Genomic DNA, 18,111 nt, shown 5'->3' with positions numbered 1-18,111 from the left:
TCCGCGTCCGCCGCCGACTCCTCCCCCGGAGCCTCCTCCACGATCACATGCGCGTTCGTCCCACTGAAACCGAACGACGACACCCCCGCACGACGGGGAGCACCGGTCGTCGGCCAGGGCACGGTCTCGCCGATCAGGGAGACGGCTCCGGCCTCCCAGTCGACGTGCGGGGTGGGCTCGTCCAGGTGGAGGGTCTTCGGCACGACGCCGTGGCGCATCGCCTGGACCATCTTGATGATGCCGGCGACTCCGGCGGCGGCCTGGGTGTGGCCGATGTTCGACTTGATCGAGCCCAGCAGCAGCGGCTGATCGGCGGGCCGGTCCTGGCCGTAGGTCGCGAGGACCGCCTGCGCCTCGATCGGGTCGCCGAGGGTCGTCCCCGTACCGTGCGCCTCCACGACGTCGACATCGGCCGCCGACAGCCGCGCGTTGGTGAGCGCCTGATGGATGACGCGCTGCTGGGAGGGGCCGTTGGGGGCGGTGAGTCCGTTGGACGCGCCGTCCTGGTTGATCGCCGAACCGCGCACCACCGCGAGGACCGGATGGCCGTTCCTGCGGGCGTCGGAGAGCCGCTCCACGAGGAGCATGCCCACTCCCTCGCCCCAGCCGGTGCCGTCGGCGGCGGCGGCGAAGGGCTTGCAGCGGCCGTCGGCGGCGAGGCCGCGCTGACGGCTGAACTCGGTGAAGGTGGCGGGGGTGGCCATCACGGTGACGCCGCCCGCGAGCGCGAGGGAGCACTCGCCGTTGCGCAGCGCCTGCACCGCGAGATGCAGGGTGACCAGGGAGGACGAGCAGGCCGTGTCGACGGTGACCGCCGGGCCCTCCAGACCGAAGGTGTAGGCCACCCGGCCGGAGGCGATGCTGCCGGAGCTGCCGGTGCCGAGGAAGCCCTCGACGCCCTCGGGCACGGAGTCGAGACGCGCGGTGTAGTCGTGGTACATCACCCCGGCGAAGACCGCTGTCCGGCTGCCGCGCACGGACGACGGATCGATGCCCGCCCGCTCGAACGCCTCCCACGAGGTCTCCAGCAGCAGCCGCTGCTGCGGATCCATGGCGAGGGCCTCACGCGGCGAGATCCCGAAGGGCGCGGGGTCGAAACGGGCCGCGTCGTAGAGGAACGCGCCCTCGCTGACATAGCTGGAGCCCGCGCTGTCGGGGTCGGCGTCGTACAGCGTCTCCATGTCCCAGCCACGGTCCACGGGGAAGCCGGAGACCGCGTCGTCGCCGTTCTCGACCAGCCGCCACAGATCCTCGGGGGTGCGGACGCCGCCGGGGTAGCGGCAGCTCATCGCGACGATGGCGATGGGCTCCTGGTCCTTCTCCTCCACCTCGCGCAACCGCCTGCGGGCCTGGCGCAGATCGGCGGTCGCCCGCTTGAGGTAGTCGCGAAGCTTGTCCTCGTTCACCATGTGCGTCGGCTCCATGCCAGAGAGGCGGTTGTACTGGTCGGTCGTCGTCGGGGCGGGCCCGGCTCTCCCGGGTGGGATCCCGTGGCCCCGTTTTCGGGGTGATGACGGTGAAGCTCATCCGGCCGTCGCCGGCCGAGTGGGAGACAGGGCCGCCGCCGGTCTCCCCGGTGGTCTCCTCGGCGGCCCGGGCCTCGCCTCGGGGGACGGCCCGGCGGGCGTCCCCCGAGGTCCCGCCCGGAGGCCGGGACCCGGGCGTCTCCTCAGCGTCGCTCGGCAGCCCGCTCAGGAACCGCCGAGTTCGTCGTCGAGCAGATCGAACAGCTCGTCGTCGGTGGCCGATTCGAGATCGTCGTCATCGCCGTCCCCCTCCCCGGCCGCGCCGTTCGTCTCCTGTGCCTCGTGCCATTTGGCCATGAGGGCCTGAAGGCGCATGGTGATCCGCGAGCGGATCACGCTGTCCGCGCCCGCGTCCGCCAAGGCGGCCTCCAGGCGGTCCAGTTCGCCGAAGACGGACGGCCCGTCGTCGCCGAGCGGCAGCCCGGAGCGCAGATGTCCGCTGAGCGCCTCGGGAGTCGGATAGTCGAAGATCAGCGTGGCCGGCAGCCGCAGCCCGGTGGCCGCGCCCAGCCGGTTCCGCAGCTCGATCGCCGTCAGCGAGTCGAAGCCCAGCTCCTTGAACGCGCTGCCCGGCTGGACGGCGGCCGTCCCGCTGTGTCCCAGCACCTGGGCGACCTGGGCGCAGACCAGGTCCAGAAGGGCCCGGTCCCGCTCGGCGGCGGGCAGCCTGGCGAGCTTGGCGGCCAGGGAGTCCGGCGCGTCCGCCGCCGTAGCGCCCGCGCGGCGCCGTACCGGGGTACGGAGCAGCCCGCGCAGCAACGGCGGCACGGGGTCGCCCACTTGGGCGCGCAGGGCGGCGAGGTCGAGCCGGGCGGGCACGAGCACGCTCGCCGCCGGCTCGCCGCCGCCGGACTCCGCGTCCGGCAGCGCCGCGTCGAAGAGCGCGAGCCCCTCGGCGGCGGTGAGCGCGTTCATGCTGCCCCGGCTCAGCCGCTCCCGGTCGTGGTCGCCGAGCGAGGCGGCCATGCCTGCCTCGTCGTCCCACAGGCCCCAGGCCAGGGAGACCGCCGGCAGGCCCTGGGCCCCGCGGTGCCGGGCGAGGGCGTCGAGGAAGGCGTTGCCGGCCGCGTAGTTGGCCTGGCCCGCGTTGCCGAAGACCCCGGCGGCCGAGGAGAACAGCACGAACGCCGACAGGTCCATGTCCCGCGTCAGCTCGTGCAGATGCCACGCCGCGTCGATCTTCGGCCGGAGCACCCGGTCCATCCGCTCGGCGGTCAGCGCTTCGACGGTGCCGTCGTCGAGCACCCCGGCGGCGTGCACGACGGCCGTCAGCGGGCGGTCGCCGGGTATCGCGGCCAGCAGCGCGGCCAGCGCCTCCCGGTCGGCCGCGTCACACGCCGCCCACGTCACCTCCGCACCCAGCGCGGTCAACTCGGACGCCAGCTCCGCAGCACCCCCGGCCGCCCCACCCCGCCGACTCGTGAGCAACAACCGCCGCACACCGTGCTCCACCACCAGATGCCGGGCGAACAGCCCGCCGAGGGTGCCGCCCGCGCCGGTGATGAGGACGGTGCCCGCCGGGTCCGGGGCGAAGCCCGAAGCGGTCCCGGCAGAGGAGAGAGTGTCGGCCCGGGCCAGACGCGCGGCGCGCACCTGCCCGCCGCGTATCGCGAGCTGGGTCTCGTCGCTGTCGAGCGCCGCGGGCAGCGCCCGGTACGAGGCGTCCTCGCCGTCGACGTCGACCAGCACCAGCCGGTCGGGGTGCTCGGCCTGCGCGGAGCGCACCAGCCCCCACACGGCCGCGTGCGTCAGATCCTCGATGTCCTCGTCGGCGTCGGCCGCGACGGCCCTCTGGGTCACGATCGCCAGCCGGGAGGCGGCGAAGCGCTCGTCGGCCAGCCAGGACTGGACCAGCCGCAGGGCGTCCGCCGAGGCGGCGCGCGCGGCCGGGGGGAGCCCGCCGGACGGCCCGAGCTGGGGCGCCATGGAGACGAGGACCGTCTCCGGGGCCGGCTCACCGAGCGCCTCGGCCCGGTCGGCCGCGTCGCCGAGAGCCGACAGGTCCGGATAGTGGCCGCCGCTGTCGTCGAGGTCCGCGCCGAAGGCCGCGTCCCGCGCCAGGACGCCGGTGCGCTCCAGCGCGGCGGCCGACTTCAGCGGGTCGCCGCCCAGCAGCGCCCACCGTCCGCCGGCCGGCGGCTCGGTCTCCGGCAGCGGCAGTACGGGCCAGTCGACCCGGAACATCGCTTCCCGGGCGGGGTCGCCGCCGCCGAGCGCTCCGGGGGCGAGGGGGCGCAGAACGAGCGAGTCGACGGTGAGGACCGGCGCGCCGGCCTCGTCCTCGATGCTCAGCGCGACGGCGTCCGTACCGGCGGGAGACATCCGTACGCGCAGCGCGGACGCCCCCACGGCGTGCAGCCGCACACCGTCCCAGGAGAACGGCAGCCTGGCGCCGTCCGAACCGCCGGGGAAGAACTCCCCGAGGCCCACCGCGTGCAGCGCCGCGTCGAGCAGCGCCGGGTGCAGCCCGTACAGAGCGCCTTCCGCCACCCGGTCGTCGGCGAGGGCGATCTCGGCGTACACCTCGTCGCCGCGCCGCCAGGCGAGCCGCAGATTGCGGAACGCGGGCCCGTAGCCGAGCCCGATCGCGTCGAAGGACGGGTAGAGACCGTCGACGTCGACCGGTTCCGCTCCGGCGGGCGGCCACTCGGCCTGCGGCTCCGGCGGCGCGGCCGGGCCCGCGACGGCGAGCACTCCGCCCGCGTGCCGGGTCCACGGCTCCTCGAACGCGGCCTCCTCGGGGCGCGAGTAGACGTCGAAGCTCCGCCGTTCCGAGGCGTCGGCCCCGGCGACGGCGATCCGGAGCTGCACTCCGCCCACCGCGGGCAGCACCAGCGGCGCCCGCAGCGTCAGATCCTCCAGGAGGTCGCAGCCCGCGTGGTCCCCGGCGCGCACGGCCAGCTCCACGAGCGCGGCCCCGGGGAGCAGCACGGTCCCCGCGACGGTGTGGTCGGCGAGCCAGGGGTGCGTCCGGAGCGAGAGCCTGCCGGTGAAGAGGAAGCCGTCCGAGTCCGGCAGCTCGACCGCCGCGCCCAGCAGCGGATGCCCGGCCGCGCCGATCCCGGCCGACGCCACATCCCCGCTCAGCGCGTGCGCCGGGGCCTCCAGCCAGTAGCGCTGCCGCTGGAAGGCGTACGTCGGCAGCTCCACGCGCCGCGCGCCGGTCCCGCTGTAGTACGCCTTCCAGTCGACCGGGACGCCCCGCAGATGGGCCACGGCGACGGCGGTGGTGACGGTGTCGGGCTCGGGGCGCTCATGGCGCAGTACGGGTACGAAGACCGCGCGGTCGTCGTCGCCGACGCACTCCTGGGCGAGGGCGGAGAGGACACCGCCGGGGCCCAGTTCCAGACAGGTCGTGACGCCCGAGGACTCCAGGGCGCGGATGCCGTCCAGGAAGCGGACGGCTTCGCGGACGTGGCGGACCCAGAAGTCGGGCGACGACATCTCGTCGGTGACGAGCGCGCCGGTCAGGTTGGAGACGACCGGGATGGACGGGGCCTGGTACGAGAGCCCCTCGGCGACCTCGCGGAACGCGTCGAGCATGCCGTCCATGTGGGGCGAGTGGAACGCGTGGCTGACGGTGAGGCGCTTGGTCTTGCGGTCGGCGAAGTGGGCGGTGACCGCGAGGGCGGCGTCCTCGTCGCCCGCGATGACCACCGACTGCGGGCCGTTGATCGCGGCGATGCTGACCCGGTCGGTGAGCAGCGGAAGGACTTCCTCCTCGGCGGCCTGTACGGCGACCATCACGCCACCGGTCGGGAGGGCCTGCATGAGCCGTCCGCGCGCGGCGACCAGCGTGCACGCGTCGGCCAGGGAGAACACCCCGGCGACATGGGCGGCGGCGATCTCACCGATCGAATGACCGGAGAGGAAGTCGGGCCGAACGCCCCACGCTTCGAACAGCCGGAAGAGGGCGACCTCTATCGCGAACAGCGCGGGCTGGGTGTAGGCGGTCTCGTCGAGAGCACCGCTCTCGGACGAGAGCAGCGCTTCCTTCAACGGCAGATCGAAACCGGCGCACACCTCGTCCAGGGCGGCCGCGAACACCGGATACGCCTCGTACAGCTCGGCGCCCATCCCTGCCCGCTGACTCCCCTGTCCGGTGAACAGGAACGCCAGCTTCCCGCCGGACGGCGAGCCCTCGGTGAGTCGAGCCGTCGAGGAGCCCTCGGCGAGGGCCGCGAGGCCGGCGAGGAAGTCCTCGCGGTCGTCGGCGACGACGGCGGCCCGGCGGTCCAGTGCCGTTCGGCTCGTGGCCAGGGCGTAGCCGAGGTCGGCGAGGTCCAGGCCGGGGTGGTCGATCGCGTACGCCCTCAGCCGTGCGGCCTGCTCGCGCAGCGCCTCGGCGGTCTTGCCGGAGAGCAGCCACGGCACACTGCCCGGGGCCCGCCGGGGCCTCGGCCGCGTTTCGGGCGTCGGCTCGGGCTGTGGAGCCTGTTCGATGATGGTGTGCGCGTTGGTGCCGCTGAAGCCGAAGGACGATACGGCGGCCCGGCGCGGACGGCCCGTATCCGGCCACTCCACCGCCTCCGTCACCAGCGAGACCGCACCAGCCGACCAGTCGACATGCGGAGTCGGCTCATCCACATGCAGCGTCCTCGGCACCACCCCGTGCCGCATCGCCTCCACCATCTTGATCACACCCGCCACACCGGCAGCCGCCTGCGTATGACCGAAGTTCGACTTCACCGAACCCAACAACAACGGCCGACCCGCCGACCGCTCCCGACCGTACGTCGCCAACAACGCCTGCGCCTCGATCGGATCACCCAACGACGTACCCGTACCGTGCGCCTCCACCACATCGACCTCACCGGCCGACACACCCGCGTTCGCCAGCGCCTGACGAATCACCCGCTGCTGCGACGGACCGTTCGGAGCCGTCAGACCATTACTCGCACCATCCTGATTCACCGCCGAACCACGCACCACCGCCAAGACCGGATGCCCCTTCGCCCGCGCGTCCGACAACCGCTCCACCAGCAGGACGCCCGCGCCCTCGGCCCAGCCGGTGCCGTCGGCGTCGGCCGAGAACGCCTTGCACCGGCCGTCCGCGGCGAGGCCGCGCTGGCGGCTGAACTCCACGAAGGGGGCCGGGGTCGCCATCACGGTGACCCCGCCCGCGAGCGCCATGTCGCACTCGCCCCCGCGCAGCGCCTGCACCGCGAGGTGCAGGGCGACCAGGGAGGACGAGCAGGCGGTGTCGACGGTGACCGCCGGACCCTCCAGACCGAAGGCGTACGACAGCCGGCCGGAGATCACGCTGGCCGCGTTGCCCGTGCCGAGGAAGCCTTCGACGCCTTCGGGGAGCGCCGTGAGCCGGGAGGCGTAGTCGTGGTACATGACTCCGGCGAAGACCCCGGTCCGGCTGCCGCGCAGGGTCGACGGGTCGATCCCGGCGCGCTCGAACGCCTCCCAGGAGGTCTCCAGGAGCAGCCGCTGCTGCGGGTCCATGGCGACGGCCTCGCGCGGCGAGATCCCGAAGAACGCGGGGTCGAACCGGTCCGCGTCGCGGACGAAGCCGCCCGCGCGGGCGTAGCTGGTGCCCTGCTGGTCGGGGTCGGCGTCGAAGAGCGCCGCGATGTCCCAGCCCCGGTCTTCGGGGAAGTCCGAGATGGCGTCCCCGCCGTCCTGGACGAACCGCCAGAGGTCCTCGGGGCTCTCCACGCCGCCGGGGTAGCGGCAGCCCAGACCGACGATCGCGATCGGCTCGTCGTCCCGCGCGGCGACGGCGACCGCCGGGGCTCCGGCGCCGGGCAGTTCGCCGATCAGTTCGGCCCGCAGATGGTCGGCGAGGACCGCCGAGGTCGGATAGTCGAAGACCAGGGTGGCGGGCAGCCGCAGTCCGACGGCCGCGCTCAGCCGGTTGCGCAGTTCGACGGCGCTCAGCGAGTCGAAGCCCAGCTCACGGAAGGAGCGGTCCGTCTCGACCGCCTCAGGACCGGCGAACCCGAGGACGGTGGCGGCCTCGGTGCGGACCAGATTCAGTACGTAAGCGCCCTGCTCGGCGGCCGTCAGCCCGGCGATCTCCTCCGCCGGCGTCCCGGCCGGGGCGCTGCGGGCGGTGCGGCGGGCGGGGGTGCGGACGAGTCCGCGCAGCAGCGGCGGGATCAGCCCGCCGCCGGACGCCTGGGCCCGCAGCCCGGCCAGGTCCAGCTTCACCGGCACGAACAGCGCCCGCTCCGAGGCCGACGCGGCATCGAACAGCGCCACACCCTCCCCGGACGACAGCGCCGACACCCCGCCCCGGCCCATACGCTCCCGGTCCGCCTCCGCCAGCTCCCCCGTCATCGCCGACGACTCCGCCCACAACCCCCAGGCCAAAGACGTCGCAGCCAGCCCCCGGGCCCGGCGCTGCTGCGCCAGAGCGTCCAGGAACACATTCGCCGCCGCGTAATTCGCCTGACCCGCACCGCCGAACACACCGGCGGCCGACGAGAACAGCACGAACGCCGACAGATCCATGTCCCGCGTCAGCTCATGCAGATTCCACGCCGCGTCCACCTTCGGACGCAGCACGGCCGACAGGCGTTCCGAGGTCAGCGACCCGATCACACCGTCGTCCAGCACACCCGCCGTATGCACCACAGCCGCGATCCGACGCCCGGACAGCACCCCGGCGAGCGCCTCACGATCAGCGACGTCACACGCCGCCCACTCCACACTCGCACCCAGCGCGGCCAGCTCCGCCGACAGCTCCACGGCCCCCTCAGCGGCCCCGCCACGACGACTCACCAACAACAGACGGCGAACACCCCGCTCCACCACCAGATGCCGGGCGAACAGACCGCCCAACGTCCCACTCGCACCCGTCACCAACACCACACCGTCAGAGCCGAAGACACCACCGGCCTCAGGGACAGACGCACGCACCAGCCTCGGAGCCAGCAGCGCCCCGGCCCGAACCGCGACCTCCGGCTCACCCGAACCGAGCACCGACGACAGAGCCTCGGCGTCCGAGCCGTCCACATCCACCAGGCCGAAGCGGCCCGGGTGCTCGGTGCCGGCCGTACGGACCAGGCCCCGGAGCGCCGCGCCCGCGAGATCGCGGACGGGCTCGTCCGGTGCGACCGACAGGGCGTTCCGGGTGACGAAGACCAGCCGGGAGTCGGCGAACCGCTCCTCGGCCAGCCATTCCTGGACGAGGGCGAGCGCGCCGGCCGTACGGGCGTGCACCGCTTCCGGCACCTTCGCCGCGCCGCCACGGGCGGTGTCGGCGGTGATGAAGACCAGCCCGGGCGTGGGGGCGGGGTCGGCCGCCAGCGCGGCGAGGTCCGGGTGAACCGGGCCTTCGAGCCCGGCCACGGCCTCGCCCACCACGGCGTGGCCGACGTGCGCCGAAGCGGCCGTACGGTCCGCCGGCAGCGCGGTCCATTCGACCCCGTACAGGTCATCGCGACGGTCACCGCGCGCCGCGCCGATCCGCTCCGCCGAGACGGCGCGCAGCACCAGCGATTCGACGGAGGCGATCGGGTCGCCCGCCGGATCGGCGAGGTCCAGCGAGACCGCGTCCGGTCCGGCGGCGGCCAGCCGGACACGGGCGGCCGAGGCTCCGGCCGCGTACAGCCGCACCCCGGTCCAGGCGAACGGCAGCCGCGCGCCGCCGGCCGGCTCGTCAGCGTCGTCGGCCGGCGTCACACCGCCCAGCGCCAGGGTGTGCAGCGCCGAGTCGAAGAGCGCGGGATGCAGTCCGTATCCGGCCGCGTCGGGCTGGGCGTCCGCGGGCAGGGCGAGTTCGGCGAAGAGTTCGCCGTCACGCCGCCAGGCGGCCCGCAGGCCCCGGAACAGGGGGCCGTAGCCGAGGCCGGAGGCCTCAAGGGTGTCGTAGGCGGTGTCGACCGGTACGGCGGCCGCCCCGGCGGGGGGCCATACGGAGAGGTCGGCGGAGTCCGCCGCCCGTACGTCGTCCGACAGCAGGCCGTCGGCGTGGCGCAGCCAGGGCTCGTCGTCCGTGTCGGGGCGGGAGTGGACGGCCACGGTCCGGCGGCCCGCGCCGTCGGGGGCCCCGACGACGAGCTGAAGACGGATCGCGCCGCGCTCGGGCAGGACCAGCGGGGCCTGGAGGGTCAGCTCCTCCAGGGCGGGGCAGCCGACGCGCTCGCCCGCGTGCAGGGCCAGCTCCACGAGCGCCGTGCCCGGGAGCAGTACGGAGCCCATGACGGCGTGGTCCGCCAGCCAGGGGTGCGTCCGCAGCGAGAGCCGGCCGGTGAAGACAGAACCGTCGGCGTCCGCGAGCGCCACCTCGGCGCCCAGCAGCGGATGGCCGGCCGGGGCCAGCCCGAGGGCGGCGGTGTCACCGGGCAGCGCCAGACCGGGGCGCGGCCAGTAGCGCTCACGCTGGAAGGCGTACGTCGGCAGCTCCACGCGCCGCGCGCCGGTCCCGGCGAAGTACGCCTCCCAGTCCACGGCCACGCCGCGCGCATACGCCTCCGCGAGCGCGGCGGCCGCCGTCTCCGTACCGGGGCGGTCGGCACGCAGCAGCGGTGCGAAGGCAGCGCCCTCGACGCACTCCTGGGCGAGGGCGGAGAGGACGCCGTCCGGGCCGAGTTCGAGATACGTGGTGACCCCGGCGGTCTCCAGGGCGCGTATGCCGTCCAGGAAGCGGACGGCCTCACGGACATGGCGGACCCAGAAGCCGGGCGACGACATCTCGTCGGTGACGAGCCCGCCGGTGAGGTTGGAGACGACCGGGATGGTCGGGGCCTGGTACGTGAGCCCCTCGGCGACCTGGCGGAAGGCGTCGAGCATGCCGTCCATGTGGGGCGAGTGGAACGCATGGCTGACCGTGAGCCGCTTGGACTTGCGGTCGGCGAAGTGGCCGAGCACCGCGAGGGCCGCGTCCTCGTCGCCCGCGATGACGACCGACTGGGGGCCGTTGATCGCGGCGATGCTCACCCGGTCGGTGAGGTGAGGCAGCACCTCGTCCTCAGAAGCCTGGACGGCGACCATCACGCCACCGGTCGGCAGAGCCTGCATCAGACGGCCACGAGCGGCGACCAGCGTGCAGGCGTCCTGGAGAGAAAACACCCCTGCGACATGCGCGGCCGCGATCTCACCGATCGAATGACCCGACACGAAGTCCGGGCGTACACCCCACGCTTCGAGGAGCCGGAAGAGGGCGACCTCGATGGCGAAGAGGGCGGGCTGGGTATAGGCGGTCTCGTCGAGAGCACCGCTCTCGGACGAGAACAGCGCTTCCTTCAACGGAAGATCGAAGCCCGCGCACACCTCGTCCAAGGCGGAGGCGAACACCGGATACGCCTCGTACAGCTCAGCCCCCATCCCCGGCCGCTGACTCCCCTGCCCCGTGAACAGGAACGCCGTACGACCGCCCTTGGCGACCCTGCCCCGGACGACGCCGGGGGCCGTGCCCCCGGCGGCCAGTGCGGCCAGTGCGGTGTCGACGGCGGCGCGGTCGGCGGCGAGCAGGACGGCTCGGTGGTCGAAGGCGGCGCGGTCGGTGGCCAGGGAGTGGGCCAGGTCCGTGACGGTGGCTGCGGGGTGGGCCGTCAGATGGGTCCGCAGGGCCTCGGCCTGGGCGGACAGCGCGTCCTCGCCACGGGCGGAGAGGCACAGCGGCACCAGGCGCGGCGAGACGGCGGCGGCGTCGGCGGGCGCGTCGATCTCGGCGGCGTGCTCCGCGTCGGGCCCGGCGACAGGCTCGGCGGCGGCAGGGGCTTCGGGGGCCTCGGGGGCTTGTTCGAGGATGGTGTGCGCGTTGGTGCCGCTGATGCCGAACGAGGAGACGCCTGCCCGGCGCGGACGGCCCGTCTCGGGCCAGGGCATGGACTCGGTGAGCAGCGACACCGCGCCCTCGGTCCAGTCGACGTGCGGCGAGGGCCGCTCGGCGTGCAGGGTGCGCGGCAGCACGCCGTGGCGGATGGCGAGGACCATCTTGATGATGCCCGCGACGCCGGCCGCCGCCTGGGTGTGCCCCAGGTTCGACTTGATGGAGCCCAGCCACAGCGGCCGCTCCTCGGGCCGGTCCTGGCCGTAGGCGGCCAGCAGGGCCTGGGCCTCGATCGGGTCGCCCAGGCTGGTGCCCGTGCCGTGCGCCTCCACGGCGTCGATCTCGGCGGGCGCGAGGCCCGCGCCGCTCAGGGCGGCGTGGATGACGCGCTGCTGGGACGGACCGTTGGGGGCGGTGAGACCGTTGCTCGCGCCGTCCTGGTTGACCGCCGAGCCGCGCACGATCGCGAGGACCGGGTGGCCCTTGGCACGTGCGTCGGAGAGCCGCTCCACGAGCAGCATGCCGACGCCCTCGCCCCAGCCGGTGCCGTCGGCGTCCGCCGAGAACGCCCGGCAGCGGCCGTCGGCGGAGAGCCCGCGCTGACGGCTGAAGCCGACGAAGGTGCCCGGGGTGGCCATGACGGTGACGCCGCCCGCGAGCGCCATGTCGCACTCGCCGGTGCGCAGCGCCTGGACCGCCATGTGCAGGGCGACGAGGGAGGAGGAGCAGGCGGTGTCGATGGTGACCGCAGGTCCCTCCAGGCCGAAGGTGTAGGAGACCCGGCCGGACGCGATGCTGCCGGTGCTGCCGGAGCCCAGTGAGCCGTCCGCGCCGTCGGCCGAGCCCTCCAGCAGGGCCGCGTAGTCGTGGTACATCACCCCGGCGAACACGCCGGTCCTGCTGCCCCGGACGGTCGCGGGGTCGATCCCGGCCCGTTCGAACGCCTCCCAGGAGGTCTCCAGGAGCAGCCGCTGCTGCGGGTCGGTGCCGACGGCGTCACGCGGGCTGATCCCGAAGAACGCGGGGTCGAAGGCGGCGGCGTCGTGGAGGAAGCCGCCCTCGCGGGTGTAGGAGGTGCCCGGGTGGTCCGGGTCGGGGTCGTACAGCGCCTCGATGTCCCAGCCCCGGTCGTCGGGGAAGCCGGTGATCGCGTCGCCGCCGCTCTCCAGGAGCCGCCAGAGTTCCTCGGGGCTGGTGACACCACCCGGGTAGCGGCAGCTCATCGCGACGATGGCGATCGGGTCGTCGTCCACGGCGGCGGGCGCCGCCGGGCCGGCGGAGGGACGGGTGGGCGCGGAGCCGAGTGCGGCGGCCAGATGGCGGGCGAGGACGAGCGAGGTCGGATGGTCGAAGATCAGGGTGGCGGGCAGCCTGACGCCGACGGCGGCGCTGAGCCGGTTACGCAGTTCGACCGCCGTGAGGGAGTCGAAGCCCAGCTCGCTGAAGGCGTGTTCGGGTTCGACGGCGTCCGGGGAGCCGTGTCCGAGCACATCGGCGACATGGCCTCGGACGAGGTCGAGCAGGAGCCGCTCCTGCCCGGGGGCGTCGAGCCCGAGGAGCCGCCCCGCCAGGGTGGACCGATCCGACGGGCCGTGGCCCGAGGCGGCGCGGCGGGCGGGGGCGCGGACCAGTCCGCGCAGCAGCGGGGCGATGTCGCCGCCGGCCGCGGGGAGGGTCAGCCGCATGGGGACGAGCAGGCTGTGGGCGGCCTCGGCGTCCACGCCCGCGCCCACGCCCGCGCCCACGCCCACGCCCACGGTCGTACCCGTACCCGTACCCGTACCCGTACCCGTACCCGTACCCGTATCCGTACCCGTATCCGTGGTCGTGGTCGTGGTCGTGGCGAGGGCTTCGGCGAGGTCCAGCAGCGCGAGGCCCTCCGTGGCGGAGAGACCTTGGACGCCGCCGCGCCTCATCCGGTCGAGATCGGCGTCGGCGAGCGCGCCCGCCATGCCGTCGGCGTCGGCCCACAGGCCCCAGGCCAGCGACTGGCTTGGGAGCCCCATGGCCCGCCGGTGCTGGGCGAGGGCGTCCAGGAAGGCGTTGGCCGCCGCGTAGTTGCCCTGGCCCGGCGCGCCGAAGACTCCGGCGGCCGAGGAGAAGAGCACGAAGGCGGAGAGTTCGAGGCCCTGGGTCAGTTCGTGGAGGTGGAGCGCCGCGTCGGCCTTGGGGCGTAGCACGGCGGAGAGGCGTTCGGGGGTGAGGGATTCGAGGACGCCGTCGTCGAGGACTCCGGCGGTGTGCACGACGGCGGTCAGCGGGTGCTCGGCGGGAATCGCCGCCAGCACGGCCGCCAGCGCGTCCCGGTCGGCCGCGTCACACGCAGCCCAGGTCACCCGGGCCCCCGACTCGCCCAGCTCACGGGCCAGTTCGGCCGCGCCCGGAGCCCGCTCGCCACGACGGCTCAGCAGCAGTACGTTCCGCACCCCGCGCTCAGCGACCAGATGACGCGCCACCAGCCCGCCCAGCGTCCCGCTCGCACCCGTGACCAGCACCGTGCCGTCCACGCCGTACGCCGTCGGCGTCTCGGCCGGAGTACGCGCGGGGACTCTGGCGAGCCGGGGTACGTGGGCGTTCCCGTCGCGCAGGGCGACGCGCGGCTCGTCGGAGGCGAGGACGGCGGCGAGTACGGAGGCCGGGGGCAGCGCCGCCCCGTCAGTGCCGAAGCCCCTGTCGGTGCCGGGACCGCGGTTGTCCTCGGCGTCGAGCAGGATGAAGCGGCCCGGGTGCTCGGACTGCGCGGAGCCGACCAGGCCCCAGACGGCCGCCTGCACCGGGTCCGGCCGGCGGTCCCCGGCGGCGACCGCGCCCCGGGTCAGCAGGACCAGCCGCGTCTCGGCGAGCCGCTCGTCCGCGAGCCAGCCCCGCAGCAGTTCGAGGGTGCGATGAGCGGCCTCGTGCACCGCCTCGGGGGTGAGCGCGGGGGTGTGGGGCTGCCGTACGAACACCGCGTCCGGCGCCGGACCGCCGCCCGCGTCGAGAGCCGCGAGCAGCGCGGGCAGGTCGGTGTGGCGGGCGGGACGGGCGGGGTCCGCGCCGGAGGCTCCGTGGTCGAACGCTCCGCCGAGAACGGCCCAGCGCCGCTCTCCCTCGTGGTCGGCGGCGGGCAGCGGAAGCGGTGTCCAGTCCACCCGGAACAGCGCGTCGTGGTGCCCGCTCCGGCCTCCGCCCCGGAGCTGCTCGGCGGAGACCGCGCGCAGGGCGAGCGACTCGATGTCGGCGACGGGCCGCCCCTCGCCGTCGGCCAGCGCGAGGGACACCGCGTCCGGACCGGCCTTCGCCAGGCGTACGCGCAGCACCGAAGCGCCGACCGCGTGCAGGGACACCCCGTTCCAGGAGAACGGCAGCCGGCCCCGGCCGGTGTCCTCGATCAGTCCGGCGAGTCCGACGGTGTGCAGCGCGGCGTCGAGCAGAGCGGGGTGGAGGCCGAACCTGGCCGCCTCGGCGCGCTGTTCGCCGGTCAGCTCGATCTCGGCGTACGCCGTGGCGTCGTCGCCGCCGCGCCAGGCGGCCCGTACACCCCGGAAGGCGGGGCCGTACCGCAGTCCGGCCTCGGCGAGACCCGTGTAGAGGTCCTCGACGGGGAGCGGCACGGCGTCGGCGGGGGGCCAGATCTCGGGCGCGGCACTCGGCCGGGGCGCGCCGGAGGTGAGGATTCCGTCGGCGTGACGCGTCCACGGCTCATCGGATTCGACGGTCTGCTCGCCGTCGGCGGCGGGCTCGGGCCTGGAGTGCACGGAGAGAGAGCGTCGCCCGGTCTCGTCCGGCGCGCCGGCCCACAGCTGGAGCTGTACGCCGCCGTGCTCGGGGAGTACGAGGGGCGCGTGGAGGGTCAGCTCTTCGAGCAGGTCGCAGCCGATCTGGTCGCCCGCGCGGATCGCCAGCTCCACGAAGGCCGTACCGGGCAGCACGGCCGAGCCCATGACGGCGTGGTCGGCGAGCCAGGGGTGGGTGTCGAGCGCGAGGCGGCCGGTGCAGAGCAGACCGTCGGCGCCGGCGAGCACGACGGCCGCGCCGAGGAGGGGGTGGTCGAAGGAGCCGAGTCCGGCGGCCGACACGTCTCCGGCGAGGCGGCCCGCGTCGAGCCAGTAGTGCGCGCGCTGGAAGGCGTAGGTGGGGAGTTCCGCGCGCCGGACGCCGGTCCCGGCGTAGTACGCGTCCCAGTCGACCGGGACTCCGCGCGTGTGGAGCCGGGCGAGCGCGCCCGTCAGGGTCGCGGTCTCGGAACGGTCCTTGCGGAGTACGGGCATGAACGCGGCGGTGTCGCCGACAGGGCAGTCCTGTGCCATGGCGGTGAGCACGGCGTCCGGGCCCAGCTCCACGAAGTGCACGACATTGCGCTCGGCGAGAGCCCGCACACCGTCGAGGAAGCGGACGGCCTCGCGGACGTGCCGTACCCAGAAATCGGGCGACGACATCTCGTCGGTGACGAGCGCGCCGGTGAGGTTCGAGACGACCGGGATGGACGGGGCCTGGTACGTGAGCCCCTCGGCGACCTGGCGGAAGGCGTCGAGCATGCCGTCCATGTGCGGCGAGTGGAAGGCGTGGCTGACCGTGAGCCGCTTGGTCTTGCGGTCGGCGAAGCGGGCGACGACCGCGAGGGCCGCGTCCTCGTCGCCCGCGATGACGACCGACTGCGGGCCGTTGACCGCTGCGATGCTCACCCGGTCGGTGAGGTGAGGCAGCACCTCGTCCTCCGACGCCTGGACGGCGATCATCACGCCACCGGTCGGCAGCGCCTGCATCAGACGGCCACGAGCGGCCACCAGCGTGCACGCGTCCTGGAGAGAAAACACCCCTGCGACATGCGCGGCCGCGATCTCACCGATCGAATGACCCGACACGAAGTCCGGCCGGACACCCCACGCCTCGAACAGCCGGAAGAGGGCGACCTCGATCGCGAACAGCGCGGGCTGCGTGTACGACGTCTCATCGAGAGCACCACTCTCGGACGAGAACAGCGCTCCCTTCAACGGCAGCTCGAAACCGGCGCACACCTCGTCCAGCGCAGCCGCGAACACCGGATACGCCTCATACAGCTCAGCCCCCATCCCCAGCCGCTGGCTCCCCTGCCCCGTGAACAGGAACGCCAGCTTCCCGGCGACCGGGCGGCCCTGGGTGATGCCCGGCTGGGTGCTGCCCGGCGCGGTCGCGTCGGGGTCGAGGTCCGCGAGGGTCTCCAGGGCGTGACGGAGTCCGGGCCCGTCGGCGGCGGTGAGGACGGCGCGGTGTTCGAAGTCGGTGCGCGCGGTGGCGAGGGAGTGGGCGATGTCTCCGACGGTGGCGGTGGCGGCGTGCGGGTGCGCGATGAGGTGCGCGTGGAGCTTGCGCGCCTGGTCGCGCAGCGCGGCCGGGGTCTTGGCGGAGAGATTCCAGAGCGGCGGTACGGGCGGTGCGGGAATCGGGGCGGTGTCGGCGTCGGCGTCGGGCTCTGCGGCGTCCGGGGCCTGTTCGAGGATGGTGTGGGCGTTGGTGCCACTGATGCCGAAGGAGGAGACGCCCGCGCGGCGCGGACGGCCGGTCTCCGGCCACTCCACCGCCTCCGTCAGCAGCGAGACCGCGCCCTCGGACCAGTCCACGTTCGGAGTGGGCTCGTCCACGTGCAGGGTCCGCGGGAGCACTCCGTGGCGCATGGCCATGACCATCTTGATGATGCCCGCGACACCGGCCGCGGCCTGGGTGTGCCCCAGGTTCGACTTGATGGAGCCCAGCCACAGCGGCTGATCGCCGGGGCGGTCCTGGCCGTAGGTCGCGAGCAGCGCCTGCGCCTCGATCGGGTCGCCGAGGGTGGTACCGGTGCCGTGCGCCTCGACGGCGTCGATCTGGCCCGCCGTCAGCCGGGCCCCGGCGAGGGCCTGCCGGATGACGCGCTGCTGGGACGGGCCGTTGGGGGCGGTGAGTCCGCTGCTCGCGCCGTCCTGGTTGACCGCCGAGCCCCTGACCAGCGCGAGGACGGGGTGGCCGTTCTTCCGGGCGTCGGAGAGCCGTTCCAGGACGAGCAGACCGGCGCCCTCGCCCCAGCCGGTGCCGTCGGCTGCGGCGGCGAAGGACTTGCAGCGTCCGTCGCCCGCCAGTCCGCGCTGGCGGCTGAACTCGGTGAAGGTGCCGGGCGTCGACATGACCGTGACGCCGCCGGCCAGGGCGAGCGCGCATTCGCCGTTGCGCAGGGCCTGCGCGGCGAGGTGGACGGCGACGAGGGAGGAGGAGCAGGCTGTGTCGACGGTGACGGCGGGGCCTTCGAGACCGAGGGTGTAGGCGATCCGGCCGGAGGCGATGCTGCCGGAGCTGCCGTTGCCGAGGAAGCCCTCGATCTCCTCGGGCACGCTGAGCAGCCGCGCGGCGTAGTCGTGGTACATCAGTCCGGTGAAGACGCCGGTCCGGCTGCCCTTCAGCGAGGCCGGGTCGATCCCGGCCCGCTCGAACGCCTCCCAGGAGATCTCCAGCAGCAGCCGCTGCTGCGGGTCCATGGCCAGCGCCTCGCGCGGCGAGATCCCGAAGAAGCCGGGATCGAAGTCGGCCGCTTCGTGCAGGAAGCCGCCGACCCGCTCGTACGCCTCGATCCCGCTGTCGGGGTCGGGGTCGAAGAGGACGTCGGAGTGCCAGCCCCGGTCCGCCGGGTACGCGGTGGCCGCGTCGCCGCCGCGCGCGACCAGCTCCCACAACCGCTCGGGGGTGTCGGCGCCGCCGGGGTAGCGGCAGCTCATCGCGACGATGGCGATGGGCTCCTGCTCCCGCTCCTCCATCTCGCGCAGCCGCCGTCGGGCCTCGCGGAGGTCGGTCGTCGCCCGCTTGAGGTAATCGAGGTACTTCTCCTCGTTCACCATTTACGCCATCCCCGTGGTCAGAGTCGAATAG

2 protein-coding genes are annotated in these 18,111 nt (G+C 74.2%); both read right to left on the bottom strand.

Going from position 1 to position 18,111, the window contains the following annotated elements; all coding sequences use genetic code 11:
* The coding region (locus tag ACF089_RS35135) for a type I polyketide synthase (protein WP_392036061.1) at positions 1–1,406 on the bottom strand (1,406 nt) is incomplete at its 3' end.
* Between the two features lie 285 nt (positions 1,407–1,691).
* The gene (locus ACF089_RS35130; protein WP_392036058.1) at positions 1,692–18,080 is read right to left on the bottom strand and encodes a type I polyketide synthase; all 16,389 of its coding nucleotides are present in this window, start codon (positions 18,078–18,080) and stop codon (positions 1,692–1,694) included.
* Positions 18,081–18,111: the final 31 nt, after the last annotated feature.

It is taken from the genome of Streptomyces sp. NPDC014894, from assembly GCF_043080985.1.
Lineage (GTDB): Bacteria > Actinomycetota > Actinomycetes > Streptomycetales > Streptomycetaceae > Streptomyces.
The sequence above is the reverse complement of the archived record's forward strand: the minus strand, read 5'-3'. Positions and strand labels throughout refer to the sequence as shown.

Excerpts from the sequence above, each read along its gene's own strand:
- ACF089_RS35130 (WP_392036058.1), bottom strand. The coding sequence starts at position 18,080 with ATGGTGAACGAGGAGAAGTACCTCGATTACCTCAAGCGGGCGACGACC.